At 66.0% G+C, this 16,476-nt stretch carries 10 protein-coding genes; 6 read left to right on the top strand and 4 right to left on the bottom strand.

The features are described 5' to 3' along the window. The 4 genes from ACFZCE_RS12900 (at nt 1) to ACFZCE_RS12885 (ending at nt 5,617) form a co-directional block, all read left to right on the top strand. Nucleotides 1–939 (top strand): nucleoside hydrolase, encoded by a 939-nt coding sequence (locus tag ACFZCE_RS12900; RefSeq protein ID WP_390939460.1) that lies wholly within the window; start codon nt 1–3, stop codon nt 937–939. Nucleotides 940–1,036: 97 nt separating this feature from the next. Beyond that, nucleotides 1,037–4,120 carry a transglycosylase domain-containing protein gene (locus ACFZCE_RS12895; protein ID WP_390939458.1) on the top strand — a complete coding sequence of 1,028 codons (3,084 nt, stop codon included), beginning with the start codon at nt 1,037–1,039 and terminating at the stop codon, nt 4,118–4,120. A 172-nt stretch (nt 4,121–4,292) separates the two neighbouring features. Further along, entirely contained in the window at nt 4,293–4,841 is a 549-nt protein-coding gene (locus ACFZCE_RS12890; RefSeq protein WP_390939456.1) for a helix-turn-helix transcriptional regulator, read from the top strand. Between the two features lie 2 nt (nt 4,842–4,843). After that, nucleotides 4,844–5,617 (top strand): siderophore-interacting protein, encoded by a 774-nt coding sequence (locus tag ACFZCE_RS12885; protein ID WP_390939454.1) that lies wholly within the window; start codon nt 4,844–4,846, stop codon nt 5,615–5,617. Here the strand turns inward: ACFZCE_RS12885 and ACFZCE_RS12880 are convergent. Further along, complete coding sequence (locus ACFZCE_RS12880) at nt 5,581–6,225, bottom strand: Pr6Pr family membrane protein (RefSeq protein WP_390939452.1); 645 nt, start codon at nt 6,223–6,225, stop codon at nt 5,581–5,583. The genes ACFZCE_RS12885 and ACFZCE_RS12880 overlap by 37 nt on opposite strands. 165 nt (nt 6,226–6,390) lie before the next feature. Here ACFZCE_RS12880 and ACFZCE_RS12875 point away from each other — a divergent pair, with 165 nt between their 5' ends. Both ACFZCE_RS12875 and ACFZCE_RS12870 read left to right on the top strand, forming a co-directional pair. Beyond that, entirely contained in the window at nt 6,391–8,427 is a 2,037-nt protein-coding gene (locus ACFZCE_RS12875; protein WP_390939450.1) for a TonB-dependent receptor domain-containing protein, read from the top strand. Nucleotides 8,428–8,702: 275 nt separating this feature from the next. Continuing rightward, on the top strand, nt 8,703–11,123 hold the full coding sequence (locus ACFZCE_RS12870) for a membrane-bound PQQ-dependent dehydrogenase, glucose/quinate/shikimate family (RefSeq protein WP_390939448.1): 2,421 nt from the start codon (nt 8,703–8,705) through the stop codon (nt 11,121–11,123). A gap of 582 nt (nt 11,124–11,705) precedes the next feature. Here the strand turns inward: ACFZCE_RS12870 and rpsA are convergent. From rpsA to ACFZCE_RS12855, 3 genes are all read right to left on the bottom strand, one after another. Further along, entirely contained in the window at nt 11,706–13,388 is a 1,683-nt protein-coding gene (gene rpsA, locus ACFZCE_RS12865; RefSeq protein ID WP_390939446.1) for a 30S ribosomal protein S1, read from the bottom strand. A gap of 160 nt (nt 13,389–13,548) precedes the next feature. Further along, complete coding sequence (gene cmk / locus ACFZCE_RS12860) at nt 13,549–14,235, bottom strand: (d)CMP kinase (protein WP_390939444.1); 687 nt, start codon at nt 14,233–14,235, stop codon at nt 13,549–13,551. After that, the gene (locus tag ACFZCE_RS12855; protein WP_390939442.1) at nt 14,232–16,469 is read right to left on the bottom strand and encodes a bifunctional prephenate dehydrogenase/3-phosphoshikimate 1-carboxyvinyltransferase; all 2,238 of its coding nucleotides are present in this window, start codon (nt 16,467–16,469) and stop codon (nt 14,232–14,234) included. Before ACFZCE_RS12855 ends, cmk begins: the two co-directional genes overlap by 4 nt. Nucleotides 16,470–16,476: the final 7 nt, after the last annotated feature.

Here is a 16,476-nt window from a genome sequence, read left to right as displayed (position 1 = left end):
GTGATCGAGCTGATCATCGACACCGACCCCGGCGCCGATGACGCGGTGGCGTTGCTGCTGGCGATGGCCTCGCCCGAGGCCCTGAGGCTGCACGCCATTACCACGGTGGCCGGCAACGTGCCGGTCACCACCACCTCGCGCAACGCCCGGCTGGTTCGCCAGTGGGCCGGGTGCGAGCAGATTCCAGTGTACGCGGGCGCCGCCACCCCGCTGCGGCGCGCGCCGGTGTACGCCACCGACGTGCATGGCGACCAGGGCATGCCTGGGGTGGCCATCGAAGAACCCCGCGCGCCGCTGGCCGGCGGCGACGCGGTGCAGTACCTGGTCGACACCCTGCTGGCGGCCGCGCCGGCCAGCATCACCCTTGCCCTGCTCGGCCCGCAGACCAACCTAGCGCTGGCCTTGGCGCGGGCGCCGGGGATCCGCCGCGGCATCAAGCAGGTGGTGGCCATGGCCGGGGCGCATTTCAACGGCGGCAACATCACCCCGGTGGCTGAATTCAACCTGTTCGCCGACCCCCATGCCGCCGAGGCGGTACTGGCCAGCGGGGTACCGCTGACCTACCTGCCACTGGACCTCACCCACACCCTGCTCGCCCTGCCCGAGCGCCTGGCGCGGCTGGCGGCGCTGGGCAACCAGGCCGGGGCGCGGGTCGAAGCGATCATCCGCCATTACGCCCAGCACGACATCGCCCGCTATGGCATGGCCGGCGGGCCGGTGCACGACGCCACGGTGATCGCCTACCTGCTGGCGCCCGAGCTGTTCAGCGGGCGCGACCTGTACCTGCAGGTCGACGCCCGCGAGGGCATGGGCTTTGGCCAATCGGTGGCCGATTACCACGGGGTGCTGGGGCAGCCGGCGAATGTGCACTGGGTCGAGCGGGGCGACGCCGAAGGTTTTTTCGAGCTGTTGGCCGCGCGGCTGCGGCGCTTGGCTTAAAGGCCCTCCACGCGCTCCAGTTAAAACCAAGCGGCACTCTACAGGCCACCTACGCTCTAAATCAGGGACAGTGCGGTACAAGCGAGCGGACCTGACTATGGGTGTACTGTGGAACAAGCCTAGCGGCAAGCCACGGATCGAGACCGAGGCCGCAGCCTCGGCCAGCAGCGACGCTCCCCCACGCAAGCCCCGCCACGCCTGGCGTGTGCTGGCGCTGGTGGGGGTGGTCGTGGTGGCCGGTGGTGGCTACGCGGCGCGCCAGGAAATGCTCAGCTCGCGCCTGCAGGCGCGAGAGCTGAGCGCGCTGGCCAAAGGCCTGACCTGGCACCTGCAGCCCGGCCCCAGTGATAGCATCCTCTACCCCGGCAACGGCCCGTTCGACGAACGGTCGGGCTACAGCCACCTGGGCGAGTTCGTCAAACGCCTTGAGCAGCGCAATTACCAAGTGCTGGAGCAGGTGCGGTTTTCTCCGGCGCTGATGCGCTACGCCGGGCGTGAGCTGTTCGTGCCCTACGCGGAAAAACCCCAGGCCGGGCTGAGCATCGCCGATTGCCGCGGCGCGCCGATCTACGACTTCAAGTACCCCCTGCAGTTGTACAAGCAGTTCAGCGACATCCCACCGTTGGTGGTCAGCAGCCTGCTGTTCATCGAAGACCGCAACCTGCTCAGCGAGCGTTACCCCGAGGTCAACCCGGCGGTGGACTGGCCGCGCTTCGCCAAGGCCGCCTGGAGCCAGGTGGCCCACGCCCTGGGCCTGCCGGGGCAATCGGCGGGGGGCAGCACCCTGGCTACCCAACTGGAAAAATACCGCCACTCCCCCGGCGGGCTGACCGATTCCGGGCCGGAAAAACTCCGGCAGATGTTCTCCGCCAGCGTGCGCGCCTATCAGGGTGGGGAAAACACCCTCGGCGCGCGGCAGAATATCGTGCGCGATTACCTCAACAGCGTACCGCTGTCCGCGGTGCCCGGCCACGGTGAGGTGCACGGCCTGGCCGAGGGCCTGCGGGTGTGGTACGGCGCCGACTTCGATAAAACCAATACCATTCTGGCCAGCACTGGCGATGACGACAGCACCCTGCAAGCCCGGGGGCTGGCGTTGCGCCAGGTGCTGTCGCTGATGATCGCCCAGCGCCGCCCTTCACACTTCCTGAGCCGCGGCCACCAGGAGCTGAACCAGCTCACCGACGCCCACATCCGCCTGCTCAGCCGCCAGGGGCTGATCAGCAACGAACTGACCACCTACGCCCTGCAAAGCCAACTGCACTGGCGCGACTGGGCCAAAGAGCCGACCTGGGAACCCTACAGCAACGACAAGGCCACGGTGATCAGCCGCGCGCGCCTGGCCGGGCTGCTCGACGAGCCGCTGTACGACCTCGACCGCCTCGACCTGAACGCCAGCACCACCCTCAACGCGCCGCTGCAACGCCAGGCCACCGACTACCTCAAGCACCTGGCAGACCCCGCCTTCGCCCGCCAGACCGGGTTGATCGGCGACAGCCTGCTGGCCCCGAACAGCACCGGCGAGGTGAAGTACGCCTTCACCCTGTTCGAGAACAGCGGCGGCGCGGCGCGGGTGCGGGTGCAAACCGACAGCACCGACCAGCCGTTCGACATCAACGAGGGCAGCAAGCTGGAACTGGGCTCGACCGCCAAGCTGCGGGTGATGGCCAGCTACCTGCAGATCATCACCGAACTGCACACCCAGTACGCCGGCAAAACTCCGGCGCAACTGCACCGCGCCGCCAGCCAGGCCGACCCGCAAGACCGCCTCACCCTGTGGGCGCTGGAGTACCTGGACAGCCACCGCGAGCAAAACCTGCGCGGCATGCTCGACGCGGCGCTCGAGCGCAAATACTCGGCCAACCCCGGCGAGCGCTTCTTTACCGGCGGCGGCGTGCACGTGTTCGGCAACTTCCGCAACCAGGACAACGGCCGCACCCCCACCCTCAAAGAGGCCCTGCGCGAGTCGATCAACCTGCCGTTCGTGCGGCTGATGCGCGACGTGGTGCGCTACACGATCTACAACGCCCCCAACAACAGCGCCGAGCTGCTCAAGGACGACCGCAACCCGCGCCGCCAGGAGTACCTGGCGCGCTTTGCCGACCGCGAGGGCACCGAGTACCTGCGCAGGTTTTGGCGCAAATACGACGGCAAGAGCAGCGGCGAGCGCCTAGCGACCTTCCTTGACAGCCTGCATGCCACCCCGGTGCGCCTGGCCGCGGTGTACCGCTACTTGTTCCCCAACGCGCCGGCGGCGCAGTTCAACGCGTTCCTCGCCGAGCAGTGGAAGGCCACCCCGTTGACCGCCAAACGCTTCGGCCAACTGTACGAGCAATACGGCCCTGGCGCCTACGACCTGCCCGACCAGGGCTACATCGCCCGCGTGCACCCCCTCGACCTGTGGTTGCTCGGCTACCTGCTGCAGCACCCCGACGCGACTCAGGAGCAGGCCATCGCCGCCAGCGAGCACGAGCGCCAGGAGGTGTACGGCTGGCTGTTCAACAGCAAGCACAAAAGCGCCCGCGATAGCCGTATCCGCACCATGATCGAAATCGAAGCGTTCACTGACATCCACCGCCGCTGGCAGCAACTGGGCTACCCCTTCGACCACCTGGTGCCGTCGCTGGCCACCGCCCTGGGCAGCTCGGGCGACCGCCCGGCGGCACTCGCCGAGCTGATCGGGATCATCCTCAACGACGGCGTGCGCCTGCCCACCCTGCGCATCGACCAACTGCAGTTCGCCCAGGGCACGCCCTACGAAACCCGCCTGGCCGGCAAGCAGGCCGAAGGCGAGCGGGTGATGCCGGTGGAAGAGGCCCAAGCCCTGCGCGAAGCACTAGGCGCGGTGGTCGCCGACGGCACCGCGCGGCGGGTGGCCAACGTGTTCACCCAGGCCGACGGCACGCCGATGGCCATGGGCGGCAAAACCGGCACCGGCGACAACCGCATCGAAAGCTTCGGCAGCGGCGGCCGGCTGATCGGCTCGAAGGCCATCAACCGCACCGGCACCTTCGTGTTCTACCTGGGCGACCGCTACTTCGGCACCCTCACCGCCTTCGTGCCGGGCAAGGCATCAGCCAACTTCACCTTCACCTCGGCGCTGCCGGTGCAAGTGCTCAAAGGCATGGCGCCAATCCTGCAACCCTACCTCGGCCCACAAGCCTGCCAACCCCCCAGTTGACCGACTGCTTGCCTCTTGTCTTGCCGCTTACCGCTCACCACTTGCCTCTTGTCTCTTGTCTTACCACTTACCACTTGCCGCTTGCCGCTTGCCACTTACCACTTACCACTTGCCCCTCCATTAAGATATATCTTAATCTATATCTTAAGAACCCCAACGACAGAGAAGCACGATGCGAGACCACCATCACCCCCGCCGCGATCACGACCCGCTCGGCGATCGCGCCGGCCGCCCCGGCGGCGGCCGAGGCCCGCGAGTATTTGCCCCGGGCGACCTGAAACTGCTGCTGCTCGACATGCTCGGCAGCGAGCCCTGCCACGGCTATGACCTGATCCGCAAGATCGAAGCCATGTTCGACGGGCGCTACAGCCCCAGCCCCGGGGTGATCTACCCCACCCTGACCTTTCTCGAAGAAAGCGACCTGATCAGCGCCGACAGCGCCGGCGGAAAAAAACGCTACAGCCTGAGCGAGGCCGGCCGGCAGTTCCTCGCCGAGGAACACGTGGCCCTCGAAGGCGCCCGCGAGCGCATCGCCGTGAGCCGCCGTTCGCTGCGCGGCCACGACCGCCCGCAAGAAATCCACGAAGCGGTGCACAACCTGCGCCACGCCCTGCAAATGCACCATGGCCGCTGGACACCCGAAGAAATCACCCGCGTTCGCGACCTGCTCAACGCCACCGCCCGCGCCGTCGCCGGCGGCGCCACTGCCGAGGAACACTGAACATGAACCAAGCGCAAGCCATCCACCGCGTGATGCACGAGATCAAACGCCGCCGCCTCGAGGTACTGCGGGTAGAGCAACTCACCCCGCGCATGCGCCGCATCACCCTGGGCGGGCCGGAACTGGCCGGCTTCCTCAGCCTGGGCGCGGATGACCACATCAAGCTATTTTTTGCCCGCAACGCCGAGGAAGAAGCCGCCCTTGGCAGCCTGGTGCTCGGCCGTGACCACACCGGGCCGAAGCCGGCGATGCGCGACTACACCCCACGGCGCATCGACCTGGAACGCGGCGAACTGGACATCGACTTCGTGATCCACGGCGACGGCCCGGCCTCCACCTGGGCTGAGCACGCCAAGCCGGGCGACCACCTACACCTGGGCGGCCCGCGCAGCTCGCTGATCGTGCCCGACCTGTTTGACAGCTACCTGCTGATTGGCGACGAAACCGCCCTGCCGGCCATCGCCCGCCGCCTTGAAGAGCTGCCGGCGCACCGCGAGGCGCTGGTGGTGGTGCAGATCGAAGACGCCGCCGAACGCCAGCCGCTGCACAGCGCCGCCAGCCTGCAGGTGGTGTGGGTGGAACGGCACCAGGCCGACCTGGCCGAAGTGGTGAAGGGCCTGCAACTGCCCGCCGGTGAGCTGTGGGCGTGGGTGGCCACGGAAAAAGGCCTGGCGCGGCAACTGCGCGCGCTGCTGCTGGAGCACCACTCGCTGGCTGACGAGCAGATCAAGGCCGCCGGTTACTGGCGCGCCGACGGCACCGCCGAAGACGCATAACGGTCGGCCACCAGCATCGCCGCGGCCACCGCCCAGAAGCCGGCGAGGATGCCCAAGGCATTGAGCAGTACCCGGCCGTACCCCAACGTGCTGACGTCGACGAACGGGTACGGCCACACGCCGATCTGCGCGCCGCGCAGCAAGGTGAAGGCAAAATAGCCCAGCGGGTACAGCGCCCAGGCCAGCCCATGCCACAGCCGCAAGTGCCCGCGCGGCACCGCCCACCACCAGAACCCCAAGCACAGCAGCGGCATCACGTCGTGTAGCAATTCATTGGCCAGCCATTGCCAGCCCTCAGGCTGCCACAGGCTGCGCAGCAGCAGGCTGTAGGCCAGGCCCACCAGCACGATGCTGGCGGTCGCCAACCCCGCCACCGCCGGTTGCCGCAGCCAGCGCGCCGGGCGGCCTGGGTGGTCGCCGGCGGCGGCGGTGAGCACGGCGGCGGCCAGGGTGTTCGAGAGCACCGTGAAGTAACTGAAAAAATGCACCAGCCCGCCCAGCAGGCTGGCATCGAGCTGGTAGCGCGACAGCAGCACCAGGTACATCTGCAGCGCCAGGGCGAACCAGCCCAACAGCGCACACCCCGCGATCACCGATCGCCTTCCCATAACCGTTCTAGCCCGCCTGATTGCCCAAGGCGGCAGGGTAACGCCTTGGCGCGCAAAAACAGAGTTAAAAAGCCGAGTGGGATTTTGTATTTGTTATGTTATAACAATGTACAGGCCGCACACGGACGGCCTCGTACTGCCACACAACGCAAGGACCTTCCCCCGATGCAACCCCTCCTCTCTGCCTGGCGGCTGGCGCCGCTGCCGCTCGCCCTGCTGCTCGCGCACAACGCCCACGCCGCCGATGCCCTGGAACTCAACCCGCAGGTAATCACCGCCAACCCGCTGGGCAGCCAGCAAGTGGCCGCGCCGACCACGGTGCTCGAAGGCGACGCGCTGACCCTCGAACAAAAAGGCAGCCTGGGCGAAACCCTGAAGAACCAGCCCGGCGTGGCCTCCAGCTACTTCGGCCCGGGTGCCAGCCGGCCGATCATCCGCGGCCAGGACGGCGACCGCATCCGCCTGCTGCAAAACGGCATGGGCGCCCTCGATGCCTCGTCGCTGTCCTATGACCACGCGGTCCCGCTGGACCCGGTCAACGTCGAGCGCATCGAGGTGGTCCGTGGCCCGGCCGCCTTGCTGTACGGCGGCAGCGCCATTGGCGGGGTGGTGAACACCTTCGACAACCGCATCCCCACCGAGGCCATCGACGGCATTCACGGCGCCGGTGAACTGCGCTACGGCGGCGCCGACACCACCCGCAGCAGCGCTGGCAAGCTCGAGGCCGGCAACGGCACCTTCGCCCTGCACCTGGACGCCAACAGCCGGCAGTTCAACGACCTGCGCATTCCCGGCTACGCCCACAGCGAAACCCAGCGCGCCGGCGAAAGCGCCGACGACAACGGCGGCAAACACCGCCTGGGCAACAGCGACGGGCGCCAGGACGGCGGCGCGGTGGGCGGTTCGTACACCTGGGATGACGGCTACGCAGGGCTGGCCTACAGCAACTACGACAGCAACTACGGCTCGCCAGCCGAAGACGACGTGCGCATCCGCATGCAGCAAGAGCGCTACGCCTTCGCCTCGGAGGTTCGCAACCTGGCCGGGCCGTTCAGCGAGGTCAAGCTCGATGCCGCCTACACCGACTACGAACACCGCGAAATCGAAGGCGGCGAAACCGGCACCACCTTCAAGAACAAAGGCTACGAGGCGCGCATCCAGGCCCGCCACCAGCCGTTGGGCCCGCTCGAAGGCGTGGTCGGCGTACAGGTGAACCGCAGCGAGTTCCAGGCCTTGGGCGAAGAAGCCTTCGTGCCGAAAACCGACACCGACGCCGCGGCGTTGTTCTTCCTCGAGCAACTGCAAGCCACCGAGCGCCTGCAACTGAGCCTGGGTGGGCGCCTGGAGCACACTCAGGTAAACCCCGACGCCGGCGGCAACGAGCGCTTCGAAGCGGCGGACCGGTCCGCGAGCTTCACCGCTGGCAGCCTCTCGACCGGCGCGGTGTACACCCTCACCCCGGTGTGGTCGCTGGCCGCCAACCTCAGCTACACCGAGCGCGCGCCGACCTTCTACGAGCTGTACGCCAACGGCGCCCACGTCGCCACCGGCACCTATGAGGTGGGCGACGCGGGGCTGTCGAAGGAAAAAGCCACCTCCAGCGACCTTGCCCTGCGCTTTGACAACGGCACCCACAAAGGCAGCGTAGGGGTGTTCTACAGCCACTTCTCCAACTACATCGGGTTGCTCGGCAGCGGCCGCCTGCTCAACGACGATGGCGTGGAAGCCCCAGACGGCATCCCGGAATACACCTATTCCGGCGTGCGCGCGCGCTTCGCCGGGTTCGAGGCGCAAGACCGCTGGACCTTCCTGAAAAACGCCTACGGCACCTGGGCGCTGGAAACCTCCGCCGACTACACCCGGGCGAAAAACCTCGACACCGGCGAGGCGCTGCCACGCATCGCGCCGCTGCGGGTCAACGCCGCGCTGGCCTGGGAACGCAACGCCTGGCAGGCGCGGGTCGCCGTGGAACACGCCAGCGCCCAGCACAAGGTGCCGGAGAACGAAACCGACACCGACGGCTATACCACCCTGGGCGCCAGCCTGGGTTACCGCTTCGGCATCGGCAAAAGCCAGTGGCTGGCGTTCGTCAACGGTGAAAACCTGACTAACCAGACGGTACGTTACGCCAGCTCGATCCTCCGCGACATCGCCCCGGCGCCGGGGCGCAGCGTTGAAGTGGGGCTGAAAACCACGTTCTAGAGGCTTGCGTGGCTCACTCGGGGCCTGGCGTTGCGCCGGCCCCGTGTTCGGATTGTTACCTTCAGCGAAAAATACCCTTCCCCATCAAGGGCTTGGTCCACTGGCCCAAGCCTTATATCCTCCTCGCCGCCTTGGGCTGAAACAATTCAGCTCGAATCGTGAGCGTTCTGTTGTATTTGCCGACGAACTATTCGTTTTCCAAGCAACCTGAGCAAAAGGTTGCAAGATTTTTCTGAACGACGCTCTGACCTTTATCATTCAAACGGAGAAACCTTATGAGCACTGAAAGTGCCTGGGGCTCGAAGCGCATACTGCCGAGCCTGCTCGGCCTGCTCTTTGTGCTGATGGGCCTGGCGCTCGTGGCTGGCGGCGTGATGCTGGCCAAGACGAGCGGCTCGCTTTATTACCTGATCGCCGGCCTCGGCATCCTGCTGACCGGCATCCTGGTGCTGGCCGGCAAGCGCAGCGCCCTGCCGCTGTACGCGCTGGTGCTGTTCGCCAGCAACCTCTGGGCCCTGTGGGAAGTGGGCCTGAGCTGGTGGGAACTGGTACCGCGCCTGGCCCTGTGGTTCGCCCTCGGCATCGTGCTGTGGCTGCCGTGGTTCCGCAAACCGCTGACCCTCGGCCAGCCCTACGCGCTGGGCAGCGGCAGCCTCGGCGTGGCCGTGGTGCTCGCCGGCCTGACCGCGCTGGCCAGCCAGTTCACCGAAAGCCCTCACGAGATCAACGGCCAACTCGACCGCCAGAGCGCCGGCACCGCCAGCGCCGCGCCGGCCCAGGCCGACGGTGACTGGGCTTCGTACGGGCGCAGCCCGTTCGGTGACCGCTACTCGCCGCTGAACCAGATCAACACCAGCAACGTGGCTAACCTGCAGCCGGCCTGGACCTTCCGCACCGGAGACATCCCCTCGGCCAATGACCCAGGCGAGACCACCGCGGAAAACACCCCGCTGAAGGTCAACGGCATGCTCTACGTGTGCACCCCGCACAGCCAGGTGATCGCCCTTGACCCAGACACCGGCAAGGAAATCTGGCGCTTCGACCCGAAGATCAGCACCCAGGGTGCGCAGAACTTCAAGGGCTGGGCACACATGACCTGCCGTGGCGTGTCTTACTATGACGACGCCGCCTACGCCCCCGCCCAGGCCAGCACCGACGCCAACGCGCCGGCCGCCAGCCCGGTGGCCGCCAGCGCCTGCCCGAAACGCATCTTCGTGCCGACCGCCGACACCCGCCTGATCGCCCTCAACGCCGACACCGGCAAGATGTGCGAAGACTTCGGCAACAAAGGCTCGGTCGACCTCTCCGCCAACATCGGCACCTTCGCCCCAGGCGGTTACTACTCCACCTCGCCACCGGCCATCGCCAAGGGCTTGGTGATCATCGGCGGCCACGTCACCGACAACGTCTCGACCGACGAGCCGAGCGGCGTGATCCGCGCCTTCGACGCCCACGACGGCCACCTAGTGTGGAACTGGGACAGCGGCAACCCTGAAAAAACCACGCCGATCGGCCCGGGTGAGCACTACACCCGCAACTCGCCGAACATGTGGTCGCTGATGGCCGTGGACGAGAAAAACGGCATGCTGTACCTGCCGATGGGCAACCAGATGCCCGACCAGTGGGGCGGCAACCGCACCCCGGAATCGGAAAAATACAGCGCCGGCGTCACCGCGCTGGACATCAGCAGCGGCCAGGTGCGCTGGACCTACCAGTTCACCCACCACGACCTGTGGGACATGGACGTTGGCGGCCAACCTAGCCTGGTCGACATCAAGACCAAAGACGGCATCAAGCCCGCGCTGATGGCCTCGACCAAGCAAGGCAGCATCTACGTGCTGGACCGCACCACCGGCCAGCCCATCGTGCCGATCAACGAAACCCCGGTGCCGCAAGGTGCGGTGGAAGGCGACCATACCTCGCCAACCCAACCGATGTCCGAGCTGAACTTCATGCCGCCGACCCTTCAAGAGAAGGACATGTGGGGCGTGACGCCGTTCGACCAGATGCTCTGCCGTATCGACTTCCGCTCGATGCGCTACGAGGGCATCTACACCCCGCCGTCGCTGAAAGGCTCGCTGGTGTACCCGGGTAACTTCGGCGTGTTCGACTGGGGCGGTATCTCGGTCGACCCGGTACGCCAGATCGCCTTCGTCAACCCGGACTACATGGCGTTCAAATCGCGCCTGGTGCCGCGTGAGCAAGTCGAAGGCGGCCCTGCCCGCAAAAGCGAAACCGAGGGCGTGCAGCCGAACAAGGGCGCCCCTTATGGCGTGATCCTCGAGCCGTTCCTGTCGAAGATCGGCCTGCCCTGCCAGGCCCCGGCCTGGGGCTACGTGGCCGCGGTGGACCTGACCACGAACAAAACCCTGTGGAAGCACAAGAACGGCACCGTGCGCGACAGCTCGCCGGTTCCGATCCCGCTGAAAATGGGCGTGCCTAGCCTGGGCGGCAGCTTCGTCACCGCCGGGGGCCTGGGCTTCCTCAGCGGCACCCTGGACCAATACCTGCGCGCCTACGACGTGAGCAACGGCAAACAACTGTGGGAAGGCCGCCTGCCGGCCGGCGCACAGACCACGCCGATGACCTACACCGGTAAAGACGGCAAGCAGTATGTGCTGGTGGTGGCGGGCGGGCATGGCTCGCTGGGCACCAAGCAAGGCGATTACGTGATGGCGTTCGCGCTGCCGCAGTGATGGGTTTGTTGGGTTAGAGAAACGGCGCCTTTGGGCGCCGTTTTTTTTGGGGGGGAGAGGCTGGTCGGCCTGAGTGGTTTGGCTGGGTGCATGGCCTGGTTGGGCCTTTGCTTGGCGCGGTTGGGATGCTGTTCATCCAAGCCATTGCAGGGCTTCATGGAGGGATCAATCTGTGAGCTCTGCTGATTGTGTGCATGAGCTTCAGGGCCTATCGCCCGGCACAGCCGGCCTCCCACCCGATTTGTGTAAGTACTTGATTTACCGGGCAACACAGAACTGGTGGGAGGCCGGCTGTGCCGGGCGATGGGCCAGTCAGATCATGCGCTAAGTAAAACCATTTGAAGAAATCAGGGCCTTACACCCTCAATTTAGCGCTCTGATTGCTTAAGTGAACAGCATTACGGCACAGCCGCCCCCCCACCAGACGTGTGTGAGCCCTAGATTGACTGGGCAATACACAACCCGTGGGAGGCGGTGTTCCCCCACTCCAGCTGCGTGTGCCGGGCGAAGCGCCCTGAAACCCGGGCACAAAAAAAGGGGGTGGCCTAAGCCACCCCCTTTTTCAAACAGAAACCCGAGAACTTAGTTCTGGTTTTCCATCTGAGCGCGAATCAGATCACCGATGGTGGTCGGGCCAGCGCTTTCGCTGTCGGCCTTGGCACGCAGGGTCTGGATCGCTTCTTTCTCGTCTTCCACGTCTTTCGACTTGATCGACAGGCTGATCACGCGCGACTTGCGGTCAACGCTGATGATCTTGGCTTCGACTTCGTCGCCTTCTTTCAGCACGTTGCGCGCGTCTTCAACGCGGTCACGGCTGATTTCGGAGGCTTTCAGAGTCGCTTCGATGTCGTCGGCCAGGGTGATGACGGCGCCTTTGGCGTCGACTTCTTTCACGGTGCCGCGAACGATCGCGCCTTTGTCGTTCAGGGCAACGAAGTTGCTGAACGGATCGTCTTCCAGTTGCTTGATACCCAGCGAGATGCGCTCACGCTCTGGGTCAACCGACAGGATAACGGTTTCCAGCTCATCGCCCTTCTTGAAGCGGCGTACAGCTTCTTCGCCGGTTTCGTTCCAGGAGATGTCGGACAGGTGAACCAGGCCGTCGATGCCGCCGTCCAGGCCGATGAAGATACCGAAGTCGGTGATCGACTTGATGGTGCCGGAGATCTTGTCGCCCTTGTTGAACTGGCCAGAGAAGTCTTCCCATGGGTTCGACTTGCACTGTTTGATGCCCAGGGAGATACGACGGCGCTCTTCGTCGATGTCCAGAACCATGACTTCCACTTCGTCGCCAACCTGAACGACTTTCGACGGGTGGATGTTCTTGTTGGTCCAGTCCATTTCGGACACGTGTACCAGGCCTTCAACACCCTCTTCCAGCTCGGCGAAGCAGCCGTAGTCGGTGAGGTTGGTGACGCGCGCTTGTACGCGGGTGCTTTCTGGGTAACGCGCCTTGATAGCAACCCATGGGTCTTCGCCCAGTTGCTTCAGGCCCAGCGAAACGCGGTTGCGCTCGCGATCGTACTTCAGAACCTTGACGTCGATCTCGTCGCCAACGTTGACGATCTCGGAAGGATGCTTGATGCGCTTCCAGGCCATGTCGGTGATGTGCAGCAGGCCGTCTACGCCGCCCAGGTCGACGAACGCACCGTAGTCGGTGAGGTTCTTGACGATACCTTTGACTTGCTGGCCTTCCTGCAGGGACTCGAGCAGGGCTTCACGCTCTGCGCTGTTCTCGGCTTCGAGCACGGAACGGCGGGAAACGACAACGTTGTTGCGCTTCTGGTCCAGCTTGATGACCTTGAACTCGAGCTCTTTGCCTTCGAGGTGAGTGGTGTCGCGCACAGGGCGAACGTCGACCAGCGAACCCGGCAGGAACGCGCGGATGCCGTTGACGTCGACGGTGAAACCGCCTTTGACCTTGCCGTTGATAACACCCTTGACCACTTCTTCGGCAGCGAAGGCAGCTTCCAGAACGATCCAGCACTCGGCGCGCTTGGCTTTTTCACGGGACAGCTTGGTTTCGCCAAAGCCGTCTTCGACAGCGTCCAGCGCGACGTGAACTTCGTCACCGACCTTGATGGTCAGCTCGCCCGCTTCGTTGAAAAATTGCTCGAGCGGGATGACGCCCTCGGATTTCAGGCCGGCGTGAACGGTCACCCAGTCGCCGTCGATGTCGACAACGGTACCGGTGATGATGGCGCCAGGCTGAAGGTTGAGGGTCTTCAGGCTTTCTTCAAACAGTTCTGCAAAGCTTTCGCTCATTTTGATTCCTGTAGTTGGGCCAGGCGTAGATGCAGGATGCGCCCCACCTGTTACCCATTCGCCACGTTCCAGCCAACGTGGGTTTCGTTCAAGTAAAAGAAAGCCTGCGAGGGGCAGTAGCCTTGGCTACCTCGGCTGGTCCCCCGCTGGCGTTCTTGCGTTAAGCCAGGCCGCGCAATTCGGCCTCGCTCATGATTCGATCAAGCACCTGCTCGATGGACAGCTCGGTGGAGTCGAGCTGGATCGCGTCGGGGGCCGGCTTGAGCGGCGCCACCGCGCGTTGCATGTCGCGTTCGTCACGCGCACGGATCTCATCGAGTAGACTCGCGAGATTAACATCATCGCCCTTCGCCTTCAACTGCAGGTAACGGCGGCGTGCCCGTTCCTCGGCGCTGGCGGTGAGGTAAACCTTCAATGGCGCATCTGGGAAGACCACGGTGCCCATGTCGCGGCCGTCGGCGACCAGGCCCGGGTTTTCCTGGAAGGCGCGCTGGCGCTTGAGCAGTGCTTCGCGCACCGCCGGCAGCGCGGCGACCTGGGAAGCGCCGGCGCCGACCCGCTCGTTGCGGATCAGCTGGGTCACATCTTCCCCTTCAAGGACGATGCGGTCCAGTTGCTGGGCGGTCGCGGCGATGAACTGCACGTCGAGGTGTTCGGCCAGCAGCACCAGCGAGGCCTCGTTGCCCAGCGCCACGCCGTGGTTGCCCGCGTTGAAGGCTAGCAGGCGATACAGCGCGCCGGAGTCGAGCAGGTTCCAGCCCAGTTTCTCGGCCAGCTTGCCGGCGACAGTGCCTTTACCCGAGCCGCTGGGCCCGTCGATGGTGATGACCGGTGCATGAAAGTTCACAGCTGTCCCTCTTCTACCACGTGCAAACCGGCCTGCGTGCACAGGCCGATGAAATTTGGAAAGGATGTAGCCACATTGGCGCAATCGCGCACCCGCACCGGGCCTTGCGCACGCAGGGCGGCCACGCAGAACGCCATCGCCACCCGGTGGTCGCCCTGGCTGTTTACTTCACCGCCCTGCAACAGGCCACCGTCGATGATGATGCCACCGGGTTGTGTCTGGCAGGTGATGCCCAGTGCTTGCAAGCCTTCGGCCATCGCCTGCAGGCGGTCGGTTTCCTTGACCTGCAGCTCGTGGGCACCGCGCAACACGGTGCGGCCTTCGGCGCAGGCGGCGGCGATGAACAGCGCCGGGAATTCGTCCATGGCCAGCGGCACCAGGGCATCGGGGATGTCGATGGCAGTCAGTTTAGCGCTGCGCACGCGGATGTCTGCCACTGGCTCGTTGCCCAGCTCGCGCGGGTTGAGCAGTTCGATGTCGGCGCCCATCAGCTTGAGCAGGGTGATCACCCCGGTGCGAGTGGGGTTCACGCCCACGCCCTGCAGCAGCAGGTCGGAGCCTTCGGCGATGGTCGCCGCCACCAGCAGGAACGCCGCGCTGGAAAGGTCTCCGGGCACCTGTACCCGGGCCCCTTGCAGGCGCCCGCCACCCGCCAGGCTGAGCACGCCGTCGCCGCTGGCGGCCAGCGGGTAGCCAAAGGTGCGCAGCATGCGCTCGGTGTGGTCGCGGGTTGGCACGGTTTCGCGCACCGTGGTGGTGCCGCTGGCGTACAGCCCCGCCAGCAGTACCGCGGACTTCACCTGGGCACTGGCCACCGGCAGGGTGTAATCGATACCGTGCAGCGCCTGCCCGCCCTGCAGGCGCAGCGGCGGGCGGCCCTGGTCGGCGGTGGCCACCTTCGCGCCCATCTGCTGCAGCGGCCCGGCCACGCGGGCCATCGGCCGGCGCGACAACGACGCGTCGCCTTCGAGTTCGCTGCTGAAGCCTTGCCCGGCCAGCACCCCGGCGAGCAAGCGCATCGAGGTGCCGGAGTTGCCCAGGTACAGGCTGCCTGGCGGCGCCTGCAAGCCACGCAAGCCCACGCCATGGAGGGTCACCCGGCCCTGCTGCGGGCCTTCGATCACCACGCCCATGTCTCGGAAGGCCTGCAGGGTGGCCAGGGAGTCCTCGCCTTCGAGAAAGCCGTCGATGTGGGTGGTGCCCTCGGCGAGGGAGCCGAGCATCACCGCGCGGTGGGAGATGGATTTGTCTCCCGGCACCCGCACGCTGCCATGCAACTGGCCGCCCGGCTGGCCGATGTAGGTGACCTCACCGCGCCGCGGCGGCTCTACGTAGGCCCGGCGGGCGAGGATCTTGCCGAAGTGTTCGCGGGCCGCGCGGGCGCGGGTGAACACCCCCAGCAGGTGATGGCCATCGCCCTCGGCGACGGCGTCGCGCAGGGTGGCGAGGTCTTCGCGGAATACGTCGAGCTGGCGCAGCACCGCTTCGCGGTTGGCCAGGAAGATGTCATGCCACATCAGCGGGTCGCTGCCGGCGATGCGGGTGAAGTCGCGAAAGCCGCCGGCGGCGTAGCGGAAGATTTCGAGGTTTTCGTTGCGCCGCGCCAGCGAATCCACCAGGTTGAACGCCAGCAGGTGTGGCAGGTGGCTGGTGGCGGCGAGCACCTCGTCGTGGCGCTCGATGTTCATGTGCTCGACGCTCGCGCCCAGCGCGCGCCACAGCCGGTCGACCAGCGCCAGGGCGCTGGGCTCGGTTTCCTCGAAGGGGGTGAGGATCACCTTGTGGCGGTTGAACAGCTCGGCGTTGGCGGCCTCTACGCCGCTTTTTTCCGAGCCGGCAATCGGGTGGCCGGGCACGAACCGCGCCAGCCGCGCCGGGCCGAACACGGCGCGGGCGGCGCGGGCGATGTTGCCCTTGGCGCTGCCGACGTCAGTGATCACCGCATCGCCCAGGTCAAGCCCGGCCAGCAGGCCAAGAACCTTTTCCATGCCGAGGATCGGCACCGCCAGTTGGATCACCTCGGCGCCCACGCAGGCCGCGGCGAGGTCCGCCTCGCAGCGGTCGACCACGCCCAGCGCGACCGCGCGCTCGCGCGACGAGGCGTCGAGGTCGACACCCACCACTTCACGGCACAGACCACTCTGGCGCACGCCTTTGGCGAACGAGCCGCCGATCAGGCCCAGCCCCACCACCACCAGGCGGCCGAGCACCGGTGCTTGCTTGCAGTCACTCATGCGCGCG

The sequence above is a fragment of the Pseudomonas sp. NPDC007930 genome (genome assembly GCF_042958985.1).
Taxonomy (GTDB): Bacteria; Pseudomonadota; Gammaproteobacteria; order Pseudomonadales; family Pseudomonadaceae; genus Aquipseudomonas.
The sequence above is the reverse complement of the archived record's forward strand: the minus strand, read 5'-3'. Positions and strand labels throughout refer to the sequence as shown.